Here is a 14,755-nt window from a genome sequence, read left to right as displayed (position 1 = left end):
GATTTTTCTTTTCCAGCCATATTATTAGAACTCATTTCATAAATAGGATGAGTGCGAACAAGACGATTTGGGATGCAGTGCAAGGCGTGACCCGCTGCTAAGGCTCTTGCCTTAGCGAGGGGCGCAACGCTGCAATGCGCCCAAATCGTCAGTTCCCGAAGGGTTTGCCTCATAACGCGCGCTGGACTGCGTTGGACTCGTTATCAATAGGCAAAGCTATTGACTACCTCGTCCGCCTTGCCAGCCCACGTTATGAGGCAAACGCATCTCATTCTATTTATGAAATGAGTTCTAAATATGTTAAATTTCTTTACTTGTTGTTGAAAACTAGTATTAAGCATATTTACGCATATTTTATTGCGCATATTCGTTTCTTTGCATAAAGTTAATTTGTGGACATATTGCATGTGCCACTCTTTGCTATAAGCAAGAATTGACACAGATTCCTTATTCACCTCCGTGATTCATTTCCTTGTAACCCAAGGATAATCAGTTTCTCAAGCCATGCGCTCAGTGAATTGAAAAATTTGCGTGTTGCTGGCGAAAAAATTGACTGTCCTGTTGAAACTTCAGATGGCAGCCATATGATGAAACCAGGAAATGAAGGAGTGAACATGTTGATAGAACGTGAGGCAGAGAGCTGCTACCTCGGACAGTTTATCCCCCTGCAATACCATCACAATATGCTGATGGATTTGAACCGCATGGATAATTTCAAAGCGGCGATACGTCGCCAGGTATTTGAAGGCGCAAAAGTCCTGGAGCTGGGTGGAGGTACTGGCGTACTTTCCTGGTTTGCGGCCCAGGCTGCGGCCAAAGTCTATTGCGTAGAATTCAATCCTGATATGGTCGATGAAGCGCGTCGCTTGCTGGCCATGAATCGCTATGGTGACAAAGTCGAAGTCATACACGCAGATGCTTTTGAATACTTGCCACCAGAACCTGTAGACATCGTCATTTGCGAAATGATACACGTGGCCATGCTGCGCGAAAAACAGGTAGAAGTCATAGAAAATTTCAAGAAACGCTATGTGGCCAAATTTGGCGGCCCCTTGCCACTGTTCATTCCTGAGGCTGTTGTCATGGCAGTGCAGCCATTGCAGCAAACCTATGATTTCTCTGGCTATCAGGCACCGATTATTCAATTCCAGCAACCAGGCGCATTTTCTGCCGATACGGTAGAACTGGCGCAACCAGCGTTGTACAGCATTATTGATTTCAGCCAGGCCAATGACATGCAAATCAAATGGGAAGGCAGCTTTACGGTAGAAAAAGCTGGAACAGTCAGCGCCTTGCGCTTTGTGACCAAAAATATTCTGGCCGTGTTGATGGAGTCGTCATCGACCATAGACTGGCTGAACCATTACATGGCATTACCCCTGGCCCAGCCTGTTGCGGTGAAAGAGGGTGATCTGCTGCAGGTCAGCTTCCAGTATCGCGCTGGTGGCTCTATCGCTTCGCTGCAAAACTCCATGCAGGTAGAAGTGAAATCTACAACTGCCATCCGCGCCGGACATTTGTCGCTGGCTTACGGCTAAATAATTACCAGTAATAAAAAATGGCCTGCATTTGTTCAGTCAAATGCAGGCCATTTTTTTATGCTTGTTTATTCGGAAGGAAGCTCTTCATTGTCGGCTGGATGGGCCAGTGCCTGTTGCATCAGCTCTTCATCCGTAATCGGTGGAATATTTTCGAGCTCTGCAGCTACAGGCGGGTCAGCCAGTTGCAGTGCATGTTCCCCAAGAAATGCCAGGGTAGCAACTTCAGGCTTCTCCTGTGCGCCGGCATCTGCTCCCGCATCTGTACCATTTTCCGGACTTTCGTCCAGATCGTAGTCTATGCTCTCGCCTTCAGAGGCAAGTGCCTGCGTCAGCAATTCATCATCAGAGATGGGGGGGAGTTCTGAGAGTTCCTGATCTGTCGTATCTGCACCGTTTGAATGTTCAGATATTGGCAGTGCAGTACTGGTAGCCGGATTTTGCGTGGTATTTGTTTTCCTCCGCCTATCCAGATTCTCCAGATAGGCGGCAAAGTCTCCGTTATCCGGAGTGTCATTACTCATAACAAACAGGGGCTTTCAGTGGCTGGCACCAGGGAATCATTTTTTCTCATATTCATCATGCATGGGCAGGGTATTGCCATCACGCTGGAGCAAATTGATGTCGCGAACATTTTTTTGTACTGCAACAGCAGCGAACAGACTTAGCAAGAATGACATGGCAAAGAAGCCCTTTTCACTCCAGCCCAGCGTGGCATTGACCAAGCCCACGGCCAGCAAGCTAATGGACAGGATCAGAGATAACCAGCACAGGCCAAAGTAAATGTTGGTGACAGGGATGCCCTCCAGTCTGTCGCGCACAGATTTTTGCAGGGATACTGCAGCAAATAAACCGTACATCAATATGGTGAAATAGTAACCTTTTTCATTGAGCTGCATCCCGGCATTCCAGACGCCCGCCAGATAAGTGCCTGCACCGATAAACAATGCTGCCCAGGAAGCGCCTACGAATGCACCGGTTGGTGCCTGAAGTTGAGGTTTCAAACAAGGACTCCTTGATGTAAAAGATTGAATCAGGTTTTACCGGATTTAGCAGTTTTTTGCAATATTACAATCAAAAAAACAAAGAAATAAGTCATATCTCCGGGCTTTCATTTCATAGATATATTTAAGGTATATGGACAAAACAGTGTCATTCGCGTAAGGTCTGCCATTCTTGCCGTTGCGGCAAATGCTTGCCAGAACTCTTACCATGTAATTGATGTACGGGTTCCCGACTTTGCTTCCTTTTTCATCTTAACGGGGTCAAATAATGTCTTTACGTTTTGCTGTTATACCATCTGGAAAATCCCTGGCTGCCTGTGTCGCGGCGGGTTTGTTTTTGTCAGTCACAGCTCAAGTAGCGCAAGCAAAAAACAAGAGTGCGCCAGTGCCAGCGGTACAGGCATCCAAGTTTAATCTTGCTGATCTTGTGAAAAACTCCAGCGCAGCAGACTGGCGAGCTTTGAATCTAGAAAATACCCTGTACCTGGAATTGCCAAAAGGCCGAGTCGTGATAGAACTGGCACCAGATTTTGCACCTAATCATGCACAAAACATCAAGGCATTGGTGCGCGAGGGGTATTTTGATGGCCTGGCTATCGTGCGTTCACAAGAAAATTATGTCGCGCAATGGGCTGATCCTGATGAAAAACGCGAAGTAAAAACTGCCAAGCGCAAACTTGATGCTGAGTTCACTGTCAAATATGCGGCTAACCTGCCATTCACCCGTTTGCCAGATATTGATGGTTATGCGCCGCAAGTTGGCCATGCAAATAGTTTTCCAGCAGGTCGTGACCCCAAGGCTGGCACGGCTTGGCTAGCGCATTGCTATGCCAGTGTTGGTGTAGCCCGTGGTACCGAGTCAAATAGTGGTGATGGTACATCCCTGTATGTGGTAACTGGTCACGCACCCAGGCAGCTCGACAGAAATATCACCGTCGTTGGTCGCGTTGTACAGGGTATGGAGTTATTGACGACCCTGCCACGTGGAACTGGTCCGCTCGGTTTTTATGAAAAGCCTGAAGAGCGCACACCTATCAAAGCCATCAAAGTCGCAGCCGATGTCCCAGTGTCTGAGCGCAGCAAGCTGGAAATCATACGCACTGATACCGCAACCTTCAAATCCATCGTTGATGCACAAAGAAATCGTGGGGGTGAGTGGTATAAAGTACCAGCAGGACATATAGACCTGTGCAATGTACCACTGCCAATTCGCGTACAAAAGTAAGTCGCAAGTTGAAAGCGCAGGCAGATGAAGGTCTGGCCTGCGCTTAAAGTATCAGGTTTTGTCAGTGACTTGGCTTGACGTTGCTGACGGTTTTGCTTTGGCTGACAAGGTGGTGACGTCAATGCCATTTCTCATCGCCTCCAGGCCTGGAGGTTCGGCATTAAACCAGAGCCAGCCAGTATCGGTTGCACCGTTATTGAGGCACCATTGCTTGAATTCACCCGTGATGAAAACACTGGCAAATCCAAGTGCAAGTACAAAGATCATGAAGGCGGCAGAGTAAAATGCCATCGTGAATAGCGATGCATTGGGAAAGGCGCTGTGTGAAAAGACCATCAGCAATCCCATAATCAGCAGGACGCAGACACCAAGCTTGAGAAGATTAATACGCAATTGGGACATCTCGGTTCTCCAGTGAAAGGATCAATAGGCATTTGTTGCAATTGCAAGTGCATTCTATGTCAAAAAAGATTCCTCTGCCGGCGCTATCGTTTTTTTGATGCCCCAATGCTTAAGCTTATTGATCAGCTTATTGACCCGGGTTATTCAGCTTTTCATGAATACCGTTGACCCCTTGTATGACTTCGTCGCTGAGCTGCACGTCCAGCGCATCAATATTTTCTTTTAATTGCACCAGATTGGTTGCACCTATGATGGTGCTGGCAACAAAGCTGCGTGAATAACACCAGGCCAGTGCCAGTTGTGCTGGCGTCAAGCCATGCTCACGCGCCAGAACTGCATATGCTTTGCTGGCCTCAAATACGCTGGCACGCATATAGCGCGGGCTCCAGGTTGGCGGGAATATCGTCAGGCGGCCATGGGCTTTTGCGTCATCGGTGTACTTGGCCGTGAGCTGGCCAAATGCCAGCGGGCTATATGCCAGCAAGCCTACATTTTCACGGAAACAGGTTTCATCCAGACCCTGTTCAAACGAGCGGTTTACCAGGCTATAAGCATTTTGTATGCTGGCGATGCGCGCTGCACCCTGCAGTTCTGCCTGTTTGATAAATTCGCTGACACCCCAGGATGTTTCATTCGATACACCAAAGGCGCGTATCTTGCCTTCCTCGACGAGGGCATTCAAGACAGCAACGGTTTCTGCAATATCTGTGCATGGTCTTTCCAGTGCCGGATCAAATTGTTTTTGTCCAAAAATGGGGGCATTGCGGCTGGGCCAGTGTAATTGATACAGGTCGATGTAATCAGTTTGCAGACGTTGCAAGCTGGTTTCTATGGCGGCGCGAATATTCTTTTCATTCAAATCATTTTCGCCATCGCGTATCCAGCCCATACCACGTGAGGGGCCAGCCACTTTGGTCGCTAATACGATTTCACTACGCTTGCCGGATTTTTTTATCCAGCTACCTATGTATTGCTCGGTCTTGCCCTGTGTGGCAGCACGCGGCATGACAGGGTACATTTCTGCGGTATCGATAAAATTGATACCGCGTTCCAGCGCATAATCAAGCTGATCATGTGCTTCTGCTTCAGTATTTTGTTCACCAAAAGTCATGGTGCCCAGGCAAATCGTGGAGACGCTGAGCTGGCTGTTGCCGAGTAAGATTTTTTTCATGGTCAGAATGATTTATTTGTGTTGGCGTAAGGCGTCTGCGCAGTCTTTCACCAGGGCCGGGCCTTGATAAATCAGGCCGGAATACACTTGTACCAGCGCCGCTCCCGCCTGCATTTTAGCTACTGCATCGGCACCAGAAAAAATCCCGCCCACACCAATGATGGGTAATTCATTACCAAGTTCTGCCTTCAGAGCGCGGATGACGCGGTTGGATAATTCAAACACGGGTTTGCCAGACAGGCCGCCGGTTTCTTCTGCATGTGGCAAGCCTTGCACGGCATCGCGGGTGATGGTGGTATTGGTGGCAATGACGCCGTCTATCTTATGACGCAACAAAGCTTCGGCTATGGTCTTGATCTGTTCTGCATCAATATCTGGGGCGATCTTCAGCGCAACCGGGACATAACGCTTGTGCTCATCGGCCAGCTTTTGCTGGGCCTCCTTCAGTTGCGACAGCAAGGCATCCAGCTCAGTCGCACCTTGCAACTGGCGCAGGTTCTTGGTGTTGGGGGAAGAGATATTCACTGTCACATAACTGGCATAGGGATAAACCTTGGCCAGGCAATGTAGATAATCTTCTGCCGCACGTTCTATGGGTGTATCGGCATTCTTGCCGATGTTGAGACCAAGCACACCTTGTTTGTCCTGATAAAAGCGAGATGCCTGCACGTTTTTGACAAAGGCATCGACACCACCATTGTTAAAACCCATGCGGTTGATAATCGCATCTGCTTGTGGCAGGCGGAACATCCGTGGCTTGGGGTTGCCCGCTTGTGCACGTGGAGTGACCGTGCCAATTTCGATTGAGCCAAAACCTATTGCTGCCAGGCCATCAATATACGCGCCATCCTTGTCCAGACCTGCGGCCAGGCCTACTGGATTAGGAAAGCGCACACCCATGACAGTGCGCGCATCTTCTGCAGGTTTATTTCCCAGCAAGCCACCCAGGCCCAGTTTATTGGCACGCTGCAGCGCAGGTAAGGTCAGGTGATGGGCATTTTCCGGATCCATGGCAAACAGGGCAGGGCGGATCAGGGAGTAAAGAAGTTTTGCAGACATGTAAATGGGATGGGTAAAAAAGTTAAAAAATAAAATTTGAAGGGCAGGGGACGGGCTTCACAGCTCGCGCAAAGTCTGCCAGCGCCCCTGCATCAAGGCATCAAGGGGGCGGAAATTGGTTTTGTAAGCCATCTTGGGACTGGCAGCAATCCAGTAGCCCAGATAGACATAGGGTAGCTTCAATAAGCGTGTTTGCTCTATCTGCCACAGTACATTGTAGGTGCCGTAGGATGCAGTCGCATCATCCGGGTCATAAAAGGTGTAAACCGACGACAGACCATCTGTCAGCACATCAATGATGCTGACCATGCGCAAAACATTTTTCTCATCCCTGAACTCAACCAGACGGGTATTCACCCGGCTTTGCAACAGGAACTGCGCATACTGATCACGGCTGTCATTGTCCATGCCGCCGCCAGAATGACGTTCACCCTGATAGCGCTGATACAACTCATAATGCTCATGTACATAACTGAGACTGCTCACGCGGGCATGCAGGTTGCCATGTTTTTTCCAGGCGCGGCGCTGGCTGCGGTTGGTTTCAAATTCATTGACGCGCACGCGCACCGGTGTGCAAGCCTGGCAGTTATCGCAATGTGGCCGATAAATAAAAATGCCACTGCGACGGAAACCACTCTTCACCAGCTCTGAATATGCATCGGCATTAATCAGGTGCGCGGGAGTTGCCACTTGTGAACGCGCCTGCAAGCCTTCCAGATAACTGCAAGGGTAGGGCGCTGTCGCATAAAACTGTATGCTGGCGAAGGGGAGTTCGTTAAGCTGGGTCACGGGCTGATCTTGTTGACTATGGTCCAATTGCTAATCGCTGGCAAGGTGCTGGCATGTTTCACCCAACGCAAAAAATCGGCTCTGCTGATCGCTTTTGCGCCCAGAGATGCCAAATGCGCTGTCTCTTGCTGGCAGTCTAACATTTTCACACCATGTTCACGCAAGAAAAATACCAGGTGTGCCAAGGCTACTTTGGATGCATCGGCAACCCTGGCAAACATGGACTCTCCATAAAACATGCGACCTATGCAAACGCCATAAGCACCACCCACCAGTTCGTCATCCAGCCATACTTCTGTGGAATGGGCATAGCCCAGCTTGTGCAGACCACAATAACCCTGGACGATATCTTCAGAAATCCAGGTGCCTTGATCTTCGCCGCGCGGTGCGGCACAAGCACGCATGACATCTTCAAAGGCAGTATCAAAACGCACTTGCCATCGCGGGTCCTTGCTGATCTGGCGCAGGCGCTTCTTCAGGCTGAGCGATAGTTTGAAGTCGCCAACCTGTAAAACCATGCGGGGATCGGTAGACCACCACAAGATAGGTTGTCCCTCGGAAAACCAGGGAAAGATACCGTTTTTGTAAGCATATAACAGGCGCTCTGCTGACAGGTCTGCGCCAGCGGCCAGCAAGCCCGCAGCGCCATCATCCTCTGTCAGTGCGGTACTGGGATCGGGAAATGGGCTATTTGTGTCCAGCCAAGGTATCACGCAACCCCCGATATGGTTTGCACCAAAAAAACGCCATATTTCAGTGCGTCAGAGTTGTTCGTTAAATAATCAGCTTTTAAAAATCGCATTAAATCAATCACTTATCGGTTGCACCAAATTGGAATGTATTTTGCTTTATCAGTGCATTATTAATTCAAATTCGCACTTATATTGGGAGATATTTTGCATGGATGCACAAAATAGCAGCGCAGACGCTTTGTTTATCTTGCTTGGCGCAATCATGATTTTAGCAATGCACGCGGGTTTTGCGTTTTTAGAATTAGGTACCGTGCGCAAGAAAAATCAGGTTAATGCCCTGGTCAAGATACTCGTCGACTTTGCAGTATCCACCATCGCCTATTTTTTTGTTGGTTATACCATTGCTTACGGTGTGCAGTTTTATTCTGGCGCCGAGGTACTGGTTGCAAAAAATGGCTTTGAGATGGTCAAGTTCTTTTTCTTGCTGACCTTTGCTGCTGCCATCCCTGCCATTATCTCAGGTGGGATTGCCGAACGGGCAAAATTTCATCCACAGTTGATCGCTACTGCTTTATTGGTTGGCGTACTTTATCCCTTGTTTGAGGGTATAGCCTGGAACCAGCGTTTCGGCATACAGGCATGGTTGAAGGCAGCTTTCTCTGAAGAGTTTCATGATTTTGCTGGTTCCATCGTGGTGCATGCTTTCGGTGGATGGGTGGCCCTGCCAGCAGTATTGTTGCTGGGCGCGCGTCGTGGTCGTTATATGAAGAATGGAGCGATTGCTGCCCACCCGCCATCCAGCATCCCTTTTCTGGCACTGGGTGCCTGGATACTGACTGTGGGCTGGTTTGGGTTCAATGTTATGAGCGCACAAACCATGGATAAGATGAATGGCCTGGTTGCCATGAATTCTTTGATGGCCATGGTGGGAGGCACTCTGATCGCTTTCATCCTCGGCAAGAATGATCCTGGTTTTGTCTACAACGGCCCCCTGGCTGGTCTGGTTGCCGTTTGCGCCGGTTCTGATCTCATGCATCCCCTGGGTGCTTTGCTTACTGGTGGCATTGCCGGTGCCATCTTTGTCTGGATGTTTACCTGGACGCAAAATAAATGGAAGGTTGATGATGTACTGGGCGTCTGGCCCCTGCATGGTCTGTGCGGTGCCTGGGGGGGGATAGCGGCAGGTATTTTTGGATTAAAGTCTTTGGGTGGCCTTGGTGGCGTCAGCTTCATGTCGCAATTGCTGGGCACTTTAATGGGAATTACGATTGCTTTTGTTGGTGGCTATATCATTTATGCCAGCCTGAAAAAACTCATCGGCATACGTCTAGATCCTGAAGAAGAGTTTGAAGGTGCAGATTTGGCTATACATAAAATCTCGTCGACGGCAGAACGCGAAACCAGTTGGTGATAAAAAATGGGCAAATTTTAATTTGCCCATTTTTGATGTTGGCCTGGCCAATGTTATATCAGCCATCTCGCATAGGTTTGAAAATATCATGTTCATGCATCTGAAAGCGTCCACCACCTTTGACCTTCGCCAGGTCTTCAAAGAAAAATTTAAGTGTATGGCTGATGGTGGGAAAGGCGATGTCATCCCAGGGAATTTGTTCTTCAGAGAACAAGGCAACTTCCAGGCTTTCGACTCCTGCGGCATAATTCAGATCAAGCAAGGTGGCACGATAAAACAAATGCACCTGATGTACATGAGGCACATTCAATATAGAGAACAACTCATGCAATTGAATATTGGCACCGGCTTCTTCTTCGGTTTCACGCTGCGCAGCTTGTGCCGTGGTTTCTTTATTTTCCATGAAGCCTGCAGGCAGTGTCCAGAAACCCAGGCGCGGCTCTATCGCACGTTTGCATAACAAGATCTTGGTGACACCATCTTCTTCCCAGACAGGAATGGACCCCACCACCATCTTCGGGTTTTGATAGTGGATGGTGCTGCAAACCGTACAGACAAAACGCTCACGGGTATCGTCAGCTGGGATTTGCAAAGCCACCGGGGACGCGCATTCAGAGCAGAATTTCATGGGTAAAAAAGAGTCAAAATTGGCGAATCTGCAAAGTGTAACACCTGTCCGCCAAAGTACGGCAAAAGACCTGTTCCTAGAAAAGGATTGCGCAGAGCAGCAAAACCATGTATAGTTTCATTCTTCAGACGCGGGGTGGAGCAGTCTGGCAGCTCGTCGGGCTCATAACCCGAAGGTCGTAGGTTCAAATCCTGCCCCCGCAACCAAGTATTCAAGCCCTTGATCAGAAATGATCAAGGGCTTTTTGCTTTGCTGGCTGCGCGAAAAAAACTCCAGTATACATTCCCGTAACGTGAGTACGTGTAGAACTCAGCTATAGCCAGCATAAGAAACCTTGGCATATAGTCTATGCACCTTCTTCTCACTGACTATTACCCTGATTGAATAATACTGACAATGAACCATAGAAATAATCTGAACAAAAATATGCTTGGCCGCCTATCCAAAGTAATCTCTGCGCTTACTTTGATTACTTTGGATCTTGTGTATAGTCACAGTGCCGGTGCTGCTGATTTGAGTCGCGTGCCTGCTGCTGTATTTGAGCCTACATTTGTGACGACCGAAGGCGATTTGAGGGCTGGTAAAGTATTTGCAGCAACTTTGCCAGCTTGTAAAGATGCCTTGTTGGTATCAGCTTTGCACTTGTTTGGTCCTTCTGGTGGAATGAAGAAGCAAAGCAGCGGCAGTCAAATTGCGGCTTTGGTCACTAATATCTCATTGGATGATATTGCTGGCAAAGTCAGTATTGAAAAGTTCAGGGCGCGTAGCCTCACCCCTGACAAGGCTTCCTGTTGTACCGATAAGGCCGATACTGGTGCTGGTGATATTGCGGCATTCGCTGCGCCTGAAGAATTGCGTGGTTTGGCTTTGCGCGTTGCTACCAGGCCTGTCAAAAAAGGTGACAAAGTATTTGTGATCAGTTCTATCGCCAGCCCTGCAGTAACGCGTCTGAGTCATGCTGCTATCGCAGAGGGAATGGAATCCGGATACTGGTTGTATACTTATCTCGAGCCAGGTTTTGTCGTTCGTGCAACCAGTGGTGCACCGGTTGTCAATGAGGCAGGTGAGGTTGTTGCAATTAATTTAGGTGGTGCTACAAGCAAGACGGGCAAGATGATGGGTTACGGTAATCCCGCAGTAAACTGGTCAGCGGCGCTGGCCTCCATGTGTCAACGTTCAGCAGGGGATTGAGCATTGCCTCATCCCTTGTGAAAATTCATTTCATAAATAGGATTAGATGCGTTTGCCTCATAACGTGGGCTGGCAATGCCAATATCTGCGGCTATCTGCTCAATGAACTCATGTGTTCCTGGTATGGTGCAGTTGCCCGCATGCTGCGCATCAAAAAATTCCAGTAACTGCCTCAAGTTCATATCTGGATTTCGTGCATCTGCAAATCAATTATTGCGTTGAGCAATACGGCATTTTTTCGTGATCTAGCTTGCTGCGACTATCATGCGCACGCATATTCAGAGTGATTTTCAGTATGCGAGATAAACCATTACGTCAATTTTTCCTGCGCTGTTTAGCTTGAAATGCGGCCAGTCAGGGCATGCTATTGACACGTGGTTTTGCCGACCCGGAGTGTGTTGTCTATTTTAAGAAATCCTGGTGCAAATCTGACGCATTTTATTCGGACGTGGAGGCACATTTGCATGGTGCCAATTTAATAATGTCTTTTTTCTATGATTTTAAAGCTATAATTGCAAAATAGATTCTTGCTGGAAATAATTTATAACTTATATGACCTTAACAACAAGCGTAACTTCTCAAAACCCTGCATTACCTGTTCACAGAATGCATTTGCCATTTCTTGATGGAATGCGGGCATTGGCAGCTTTGTGGGTGATGCTGGGGCATTCGCATTTATTTGCTTATGGATGGCTAAATCATAGTAATGCTTTGATGAGGCCCTTGAACGTATTGCTGTATTTGCATTTGGCAGTCGTTGTATTTCTTGTGTTATCAGGATTTTGCCTGGCTTTGCCAGTTGTGTTGAATGGCCTTCAATTGCGGGTGTCATACCGTGAATTTTTAAAATCAAGAGCACTACGGATACTGCCTCCTTATTTTGCAACTTTGATCCTGATCTTGATCGTCAATTATTTCTTTCCTATTGCCACATGGGCGCGCAATGCATCTGGGTTGACCTCAACAATTCCATGGCAGGTTTTTGCTGTGAATTTTAGTTTGATGCAAGATTTCTTTCCGCAATTGAATACCATCAATGGGCCATTCTGGAGTATTGCAACTGAATGGCATCTGTATATGTTTTTTCCTGCAATCATCGTGCTTTTGCGCCGTTTTGGAGCATCGTTGCTTTTGGTTCTCGCGACAGCAATTGCCTGGTGTCTGGTTTGGTTATCTGAGCACCCGCCCATTTTTTTCCATGAACATCAGATATCCATTCTTTATCCTCCCTATTTCATCTTTTTGTTTGTCATGGGTATTTTTGCTGCATGGCTGGTATATGGGCAGCATTCACAAGAAAAAGTAAAAAAAAGAGCCAGGATTTTTTCCATTGTTGCTGCTTTGTTTTTTGTTTATTTCTTGTATTTAATGGAAAAGTTTTCCATTCACGATATGAAAAGTGCGGGCGCTTTTTTTGAAAGAATTAAAGTGATTGACAGTAGCTTTGCGATTGTCGTTGCCGCCAGCCTGGCTTTGCTGGCAAGGAGCTCTTCTCGAAATTGGATCAAGAGATTTCTTGAGCAAAAGCTGCTCACCGGCCTGGGGAAATTTTCTTATTCACTTTACCTGGTTCATATTCCTATTTTTGCAGTAGTTCATCACTACATCGAAGAAATGCATTTGCCTACGAATCTTCAGCATCTGCATTTTATTCTGCTCAGCGTAGCCGGAACAATTCTGACACTCGGTTTTGCATGGGGATTTGCCAAAATTTTTGAAACACGCTTATGGCTGAGGGCACTGAACTATTTCTGGAACTTTAAAAACAGAGGCCTGGTGCAAGTCTAAGTTTGATGGGATGAAAAATGCTTGTGCTGAGCACTATCCATTCCATATTTTCGTTCTCGTTGGAGATAAATGCTTGCCCTTGTAGTGAGGGTAAGCTTGTGTGTGAATCTTAATTTTCTTTGGAGTTGGCAGTAATTTGCAGAGGAGCTTTCTGTGGCGACATTGCTTTCTTGATCGTCCTCGCGTGTGCAGCAATATTGAGTAACTTGCTGGTCGCTTGCAAGGCAGATGCCCCTGTTTTAAATATGCTAACTACATCAGCTTGTTTTTTTGCCTGGTCTTGCATGGATTCTTCTGCTGCAGCCACTTGTTCTACCAGAGCTGAATTTTGCTGCGTCGCATTGTCCATTTCAACAATAGCCTGATTGATTTGTTCTATGCCAGCAGTTTGTTCTGCGCTCGCAGAACTGATTTGAGACATGATGTCGGTGACGCGTTTAACACTGGCAACAACCTCATCCATGGTTAAACCTGCTTCATCCACCAGTCGACTGCCGATGCCCACTTTTTCTACCGATGTGTCAATCAGTAATTTGATTTCTTTTGCGGCTGTAGCTGAGCGTTGGGCGAGGTTACGTACTTCTGTTGCAACCACAGCGAATCCGCGCCCCTGTTCTCCTGCACGGGCGGCTTCTACAGCGGCATTCAACGCCAGGATATTGGTCTGAAACGCAATGCCATCTATCACGCTGATGATATCGACGATTTTCTTGGATGAATCCGTGATGGAAGACATGGTTTCCACCACGCGAGAAACTACGTCCCCACCTTTGATCGCCACTTGGGAGGCATTTTGGGCGAGCTGATTTGCTGCCAGGGCGTTGTCAGAATTTTGCTTGACCGTGCTGGTCAATTCTTCCATGGATGAGGCTGTTTCCTCCAGGGCGCTGGCTTGCTGCTCTGTGCGGGCAGATAAATCCTGGTTACCAGAGGCAATTTGTGCTGACGCGGTGGCGATGGTGTCTGTGCCATTGCGCACCTCAGCAACTATGCCCAGTAAATTTTCATTCATATTTGCCAGGGCGCGGAACAAAGAGCCCATCTCGTCTTTGCCCGTGGTGTCGAACGTACTGGTAAGGTCGCCGCCAGCGACAGTCTTCGCTATTTTTACTGCTTCATGAATTGGGGTGATGATGCGTCGAGTAATCGACCAGGCGATGAAGCAACTGATGATGGCGGCGAATATACCGACTACGATCATTAGTTGATTTGCCGACTCAGCGGTTTCTTTTGTTCCTCTCGCCGACTCCGCCATCAGTTCTTCCTGGAACTTGATGAGTGCCTCCATCGCTTCAAAATAACTGAGTTGCCTGGGTCTTACTTCTTTAAATAATAGTTCGCTGGCCTGGTCTTTATTGCCGCTATTGACCAAATTGATCATTTTGTCCCGGCCTGGAAGGTATTGTGCACGCTGCTCCTGAACTTGCTTGAGGAGTTCCAGGGCCTTTGGGTGGCGGATGGTCGTAGAGAGTTTATCGATTTCTTCAGTAATTTCGCGAGACGATTTTTGTATGCTGTCGATTTCCTTTTTGATTTCAGCCTGATCGCTCATGAGCAGTATGTTGCGCAAATTCCTGGCTTGCAGGTTCAGGTTTTTAATGGCCAGGTTTAATACATATATTTTTTGGTAGCGGTCATTGACAGTGAGGTTAATTTCGCTATTAAGTAAGGTGAGGCGAGAGATGGCAATGGCAACTACAATCACCAACAGGAAGATAACTACTGAAAAACCCAAGTAAAGGCGTTGGCTAATTTTCAAGTTTGCGAAATTCATTTTTATATCCTCTGAATGATTGTGCTACCAGTCGAAGTTTTTAAAATTGATGAGAGATAGCGTGAATCGCAACTGGGAGTATT

The 14,755-nt window shown here is 47.7% G+C and carries 14 protein-coding genes and 1 tRNA gene; 6 read left to right on the top strand and 9 right to left on the bottom strand.

The annotated features are described in order from the left end of the window. The first annotated feature begins 614 nt into the window (after window positions 1–614). Entirely contained in the window at window positions 615–1,538 is a 924-nt protein-coding gene (locus DFR42_RS05420) for a class I SAM-dependent methyltransferase (RefSeq protein WP_110254255.1), read from the top strand. Between the two features lie 68 nt (window positions 1,539–1,606). On the opposite strand, the gene DFR42_RS05415 is transcribed toward DFR42_RS05420, so the two are convergent. Both DFR42_RS05415 and yiaA read right to left on the bottom strand, forming a co-directional pair. After that, entirely contained in the window at window positions 1,607–2,062 is a 456-nt protein-coding gene (locus DFR42_RS05415) for a hypothetical protein (protein ID WP_110253878.1), read from the bottom strand. A 36-nt stretch (window positions 2,063–2,098) separates the two neighbouring features. Further along, window positions 2,099–2,542 (bottom strand): inner membrane protein YiaA, encoded by a 444-nt coding sequence (yiaA, locus tag DFR42_RS05410; RefSeq protein WP_110253877.1) that lies wholly within the window; start codon window positions 2,540–2,542, stop codon window positions 2,099–2,101. A 268-nt stretch (window positions 2,543–2,810) separates the two neighbouring features. On the opposite strand from yiaA, the gene DFR42_RS05405 reads away from it, so the two are divergent. Next, complete coding sequence (locus tag DFR42_RS05405) at window positions 2,811–3,767, top strand: peptidylprolyl isomerase (protein WP_110253876.1); 957 nt, start codon at window positions 2,811–2,813, stop codon at window positions 3,765–3,767. A gap of 51 nt (window positions 3,768–3,818) precedes the next feature. Here the strand turns inward: DFR42_RS05405 and DFR42_RS05400 are convergent, their stop codons facing one another. From DFR42_RS05400 to aat, 5 genes are all read right to left on the bottom strand, one after another. Continuing rightward, a complete protein-coding gene (locus tag DFR42_RS05400) occupies window positions 3,819–4,169 on the bottom strand; it encodes a hypothetical protein (protein WP_110253875.1) in 351 nt (116 codons plus the stop codon). Window positions 4,170–4,296: 127 nt separating this feature from the next. Further along, on the bottom strand, window positions 4,297–5,340 hold the full coding sequence (locus DFR42_RS05395; protein WP_110253874.1) for an aldo/keto reductase: 1,044 nt from the start codon (window positions 5,338–5,340) through the stop codon (window positions 4,297–4,299). Between the two features lie 12 nt (window positions 5,341–5,352). Beyond that, window positions 5,353–6,399 carry a quinone-dependent dihydroorotate dehydrogenase gene (locus DFR42_RS05390; protein ID WP_110253873.1) on the bottom strand — a complete coding sequence of 349 codons (1,047 nt, stop codon included), beginning with the start codon at window positions 6,397–6,399 and terminating at the stop codon, window positions 5,353–5,355. Between the two features lie 57 nt (window positions 6,400–6,456). Continuing rightward, window positions 6,457–7,188 carry an arginyltransferase gene (locus DFR42_RS05385; RefSeq protein WP_110253872.1) on the bottom strand — a complete coding sequence of 244 codons (732 nt, stop codon included), beginning with the start codon at window positions 7,186–7,188 and terminating at the stop codon, window positions 6,457–6,459. Continuing rightward, window positions 7,185–7,901, bottom strand: a complete 717-nt coding sequence (gene aat, locus DFR42_RS05380) for a leucyl/phenylalanyl-tRNA--protein transferase (protein WP_110253871.1) — start codon at window positions 7,899–7,901, stop codon at window positions 7,185–7,187. Before aat ends, DFR42_RS05385 begins: the two co-directional genes overlap by 4 nt. Window positions 7,902–8,088: 187 nt before the next feature. Here aat and DFR42_RS05375 point away from each other — a divergent pair, with 187 nt between their 5' ends. After that, on the top strand, window positions 8,089–9,291 hold the full coding sequence (locus DFR42_RS05375) for an ammonium transporter (RefSeq protein WP_110253870.1): 1,203 nt from the start codon (window positions 8,089–8,091) through the stop codon (window positions 9,289–9,291). A gap of 58 nt (window positions 9,292–9,349) precedes the next feature. Here the strand turns inward: DFR42_RS05375 and DFR42_RS05370 are convergent, their stop codons facing one another. After that, window positions 9,350–9,919, bottom strand: a complete 570-nt coding sequence (locus tag DFR42_RS05370) for an NUDIX hydrolase (RefSeq protein WP_110253869.1) — start codon at window positions 9,917–9,919, stop codon at window positions 9,350–9,352. A gap of 129 nt (window positions 9,920–10,048) precedes the next feature. Here DFR42_RS05370 and DFR42_RS05365 point away from each other — a divergent pair. The 3 genes from DFR42_RS05365 to DFR42_RS05355 all read left to right on the top strand — a co-directional run bounded on the left by DFR42_RS05365 (window position 10,049) and on the right by DFR42_RS05355 (window position 12,898). Then, window positions 10,049–10,125 (top strand) — tRNA-Met (locus DFR42_RS05365). Window positions 10,126–10,402: 277 nt separating this feature from the next. Then, a complete protein-coding gene (locus DFR42_RS05360) occupies window positions 10,403–11,110 on the top strand; it encodes a S1 family serine peptidase (protein WP_146218786.1) in 708 nt (235 codons plus the stop codon). Between the two features lie 552 nt (window positions 11,111–11,662). Continuing rightward, a complete protein-coding gene (locus DFR42_RS05355; RefSeq protein ID WP_110253867.1) occupies window positions 11,663–12,898 on the top strand; it encodes an acyltransferase family protein in 1,236 nt (411 codons plus the stop codon). Between the two features lie 109 nt (window positions 12,899–13,007). Here the strand turns inward: DFR42_RS05355 and DFR42_RS29845 are convergent, their stop codons facing one another. Next, window positions 13,008–14,672, bottom strand: a complete 1,665-nt coding sequence (locus DFR42_RS29845) for a methyl-accepting chemotaxis protein (protein ID WP_110253866.1) — start codon at window positions 14,670–14,672, stop codon at window positions 13,008–13,010. Window positions 14,673–14,755 lie beyond the last annotated feature (83 nt).

It is taken from the genome of Undibacterium pigrum (assembly GCF_003201815.1).
In the GTDB taxonomy this organism is placed as follows: Bacteria; Pseudomonadota; Gammaproteobacteria; order Burkholderiales; family Burkholderiaceae_D; genus Undibacterium; species Undibacterium pigrum.
This window is presented reverse-complemented; position numbering and strand designations above follow the sequence as displayed.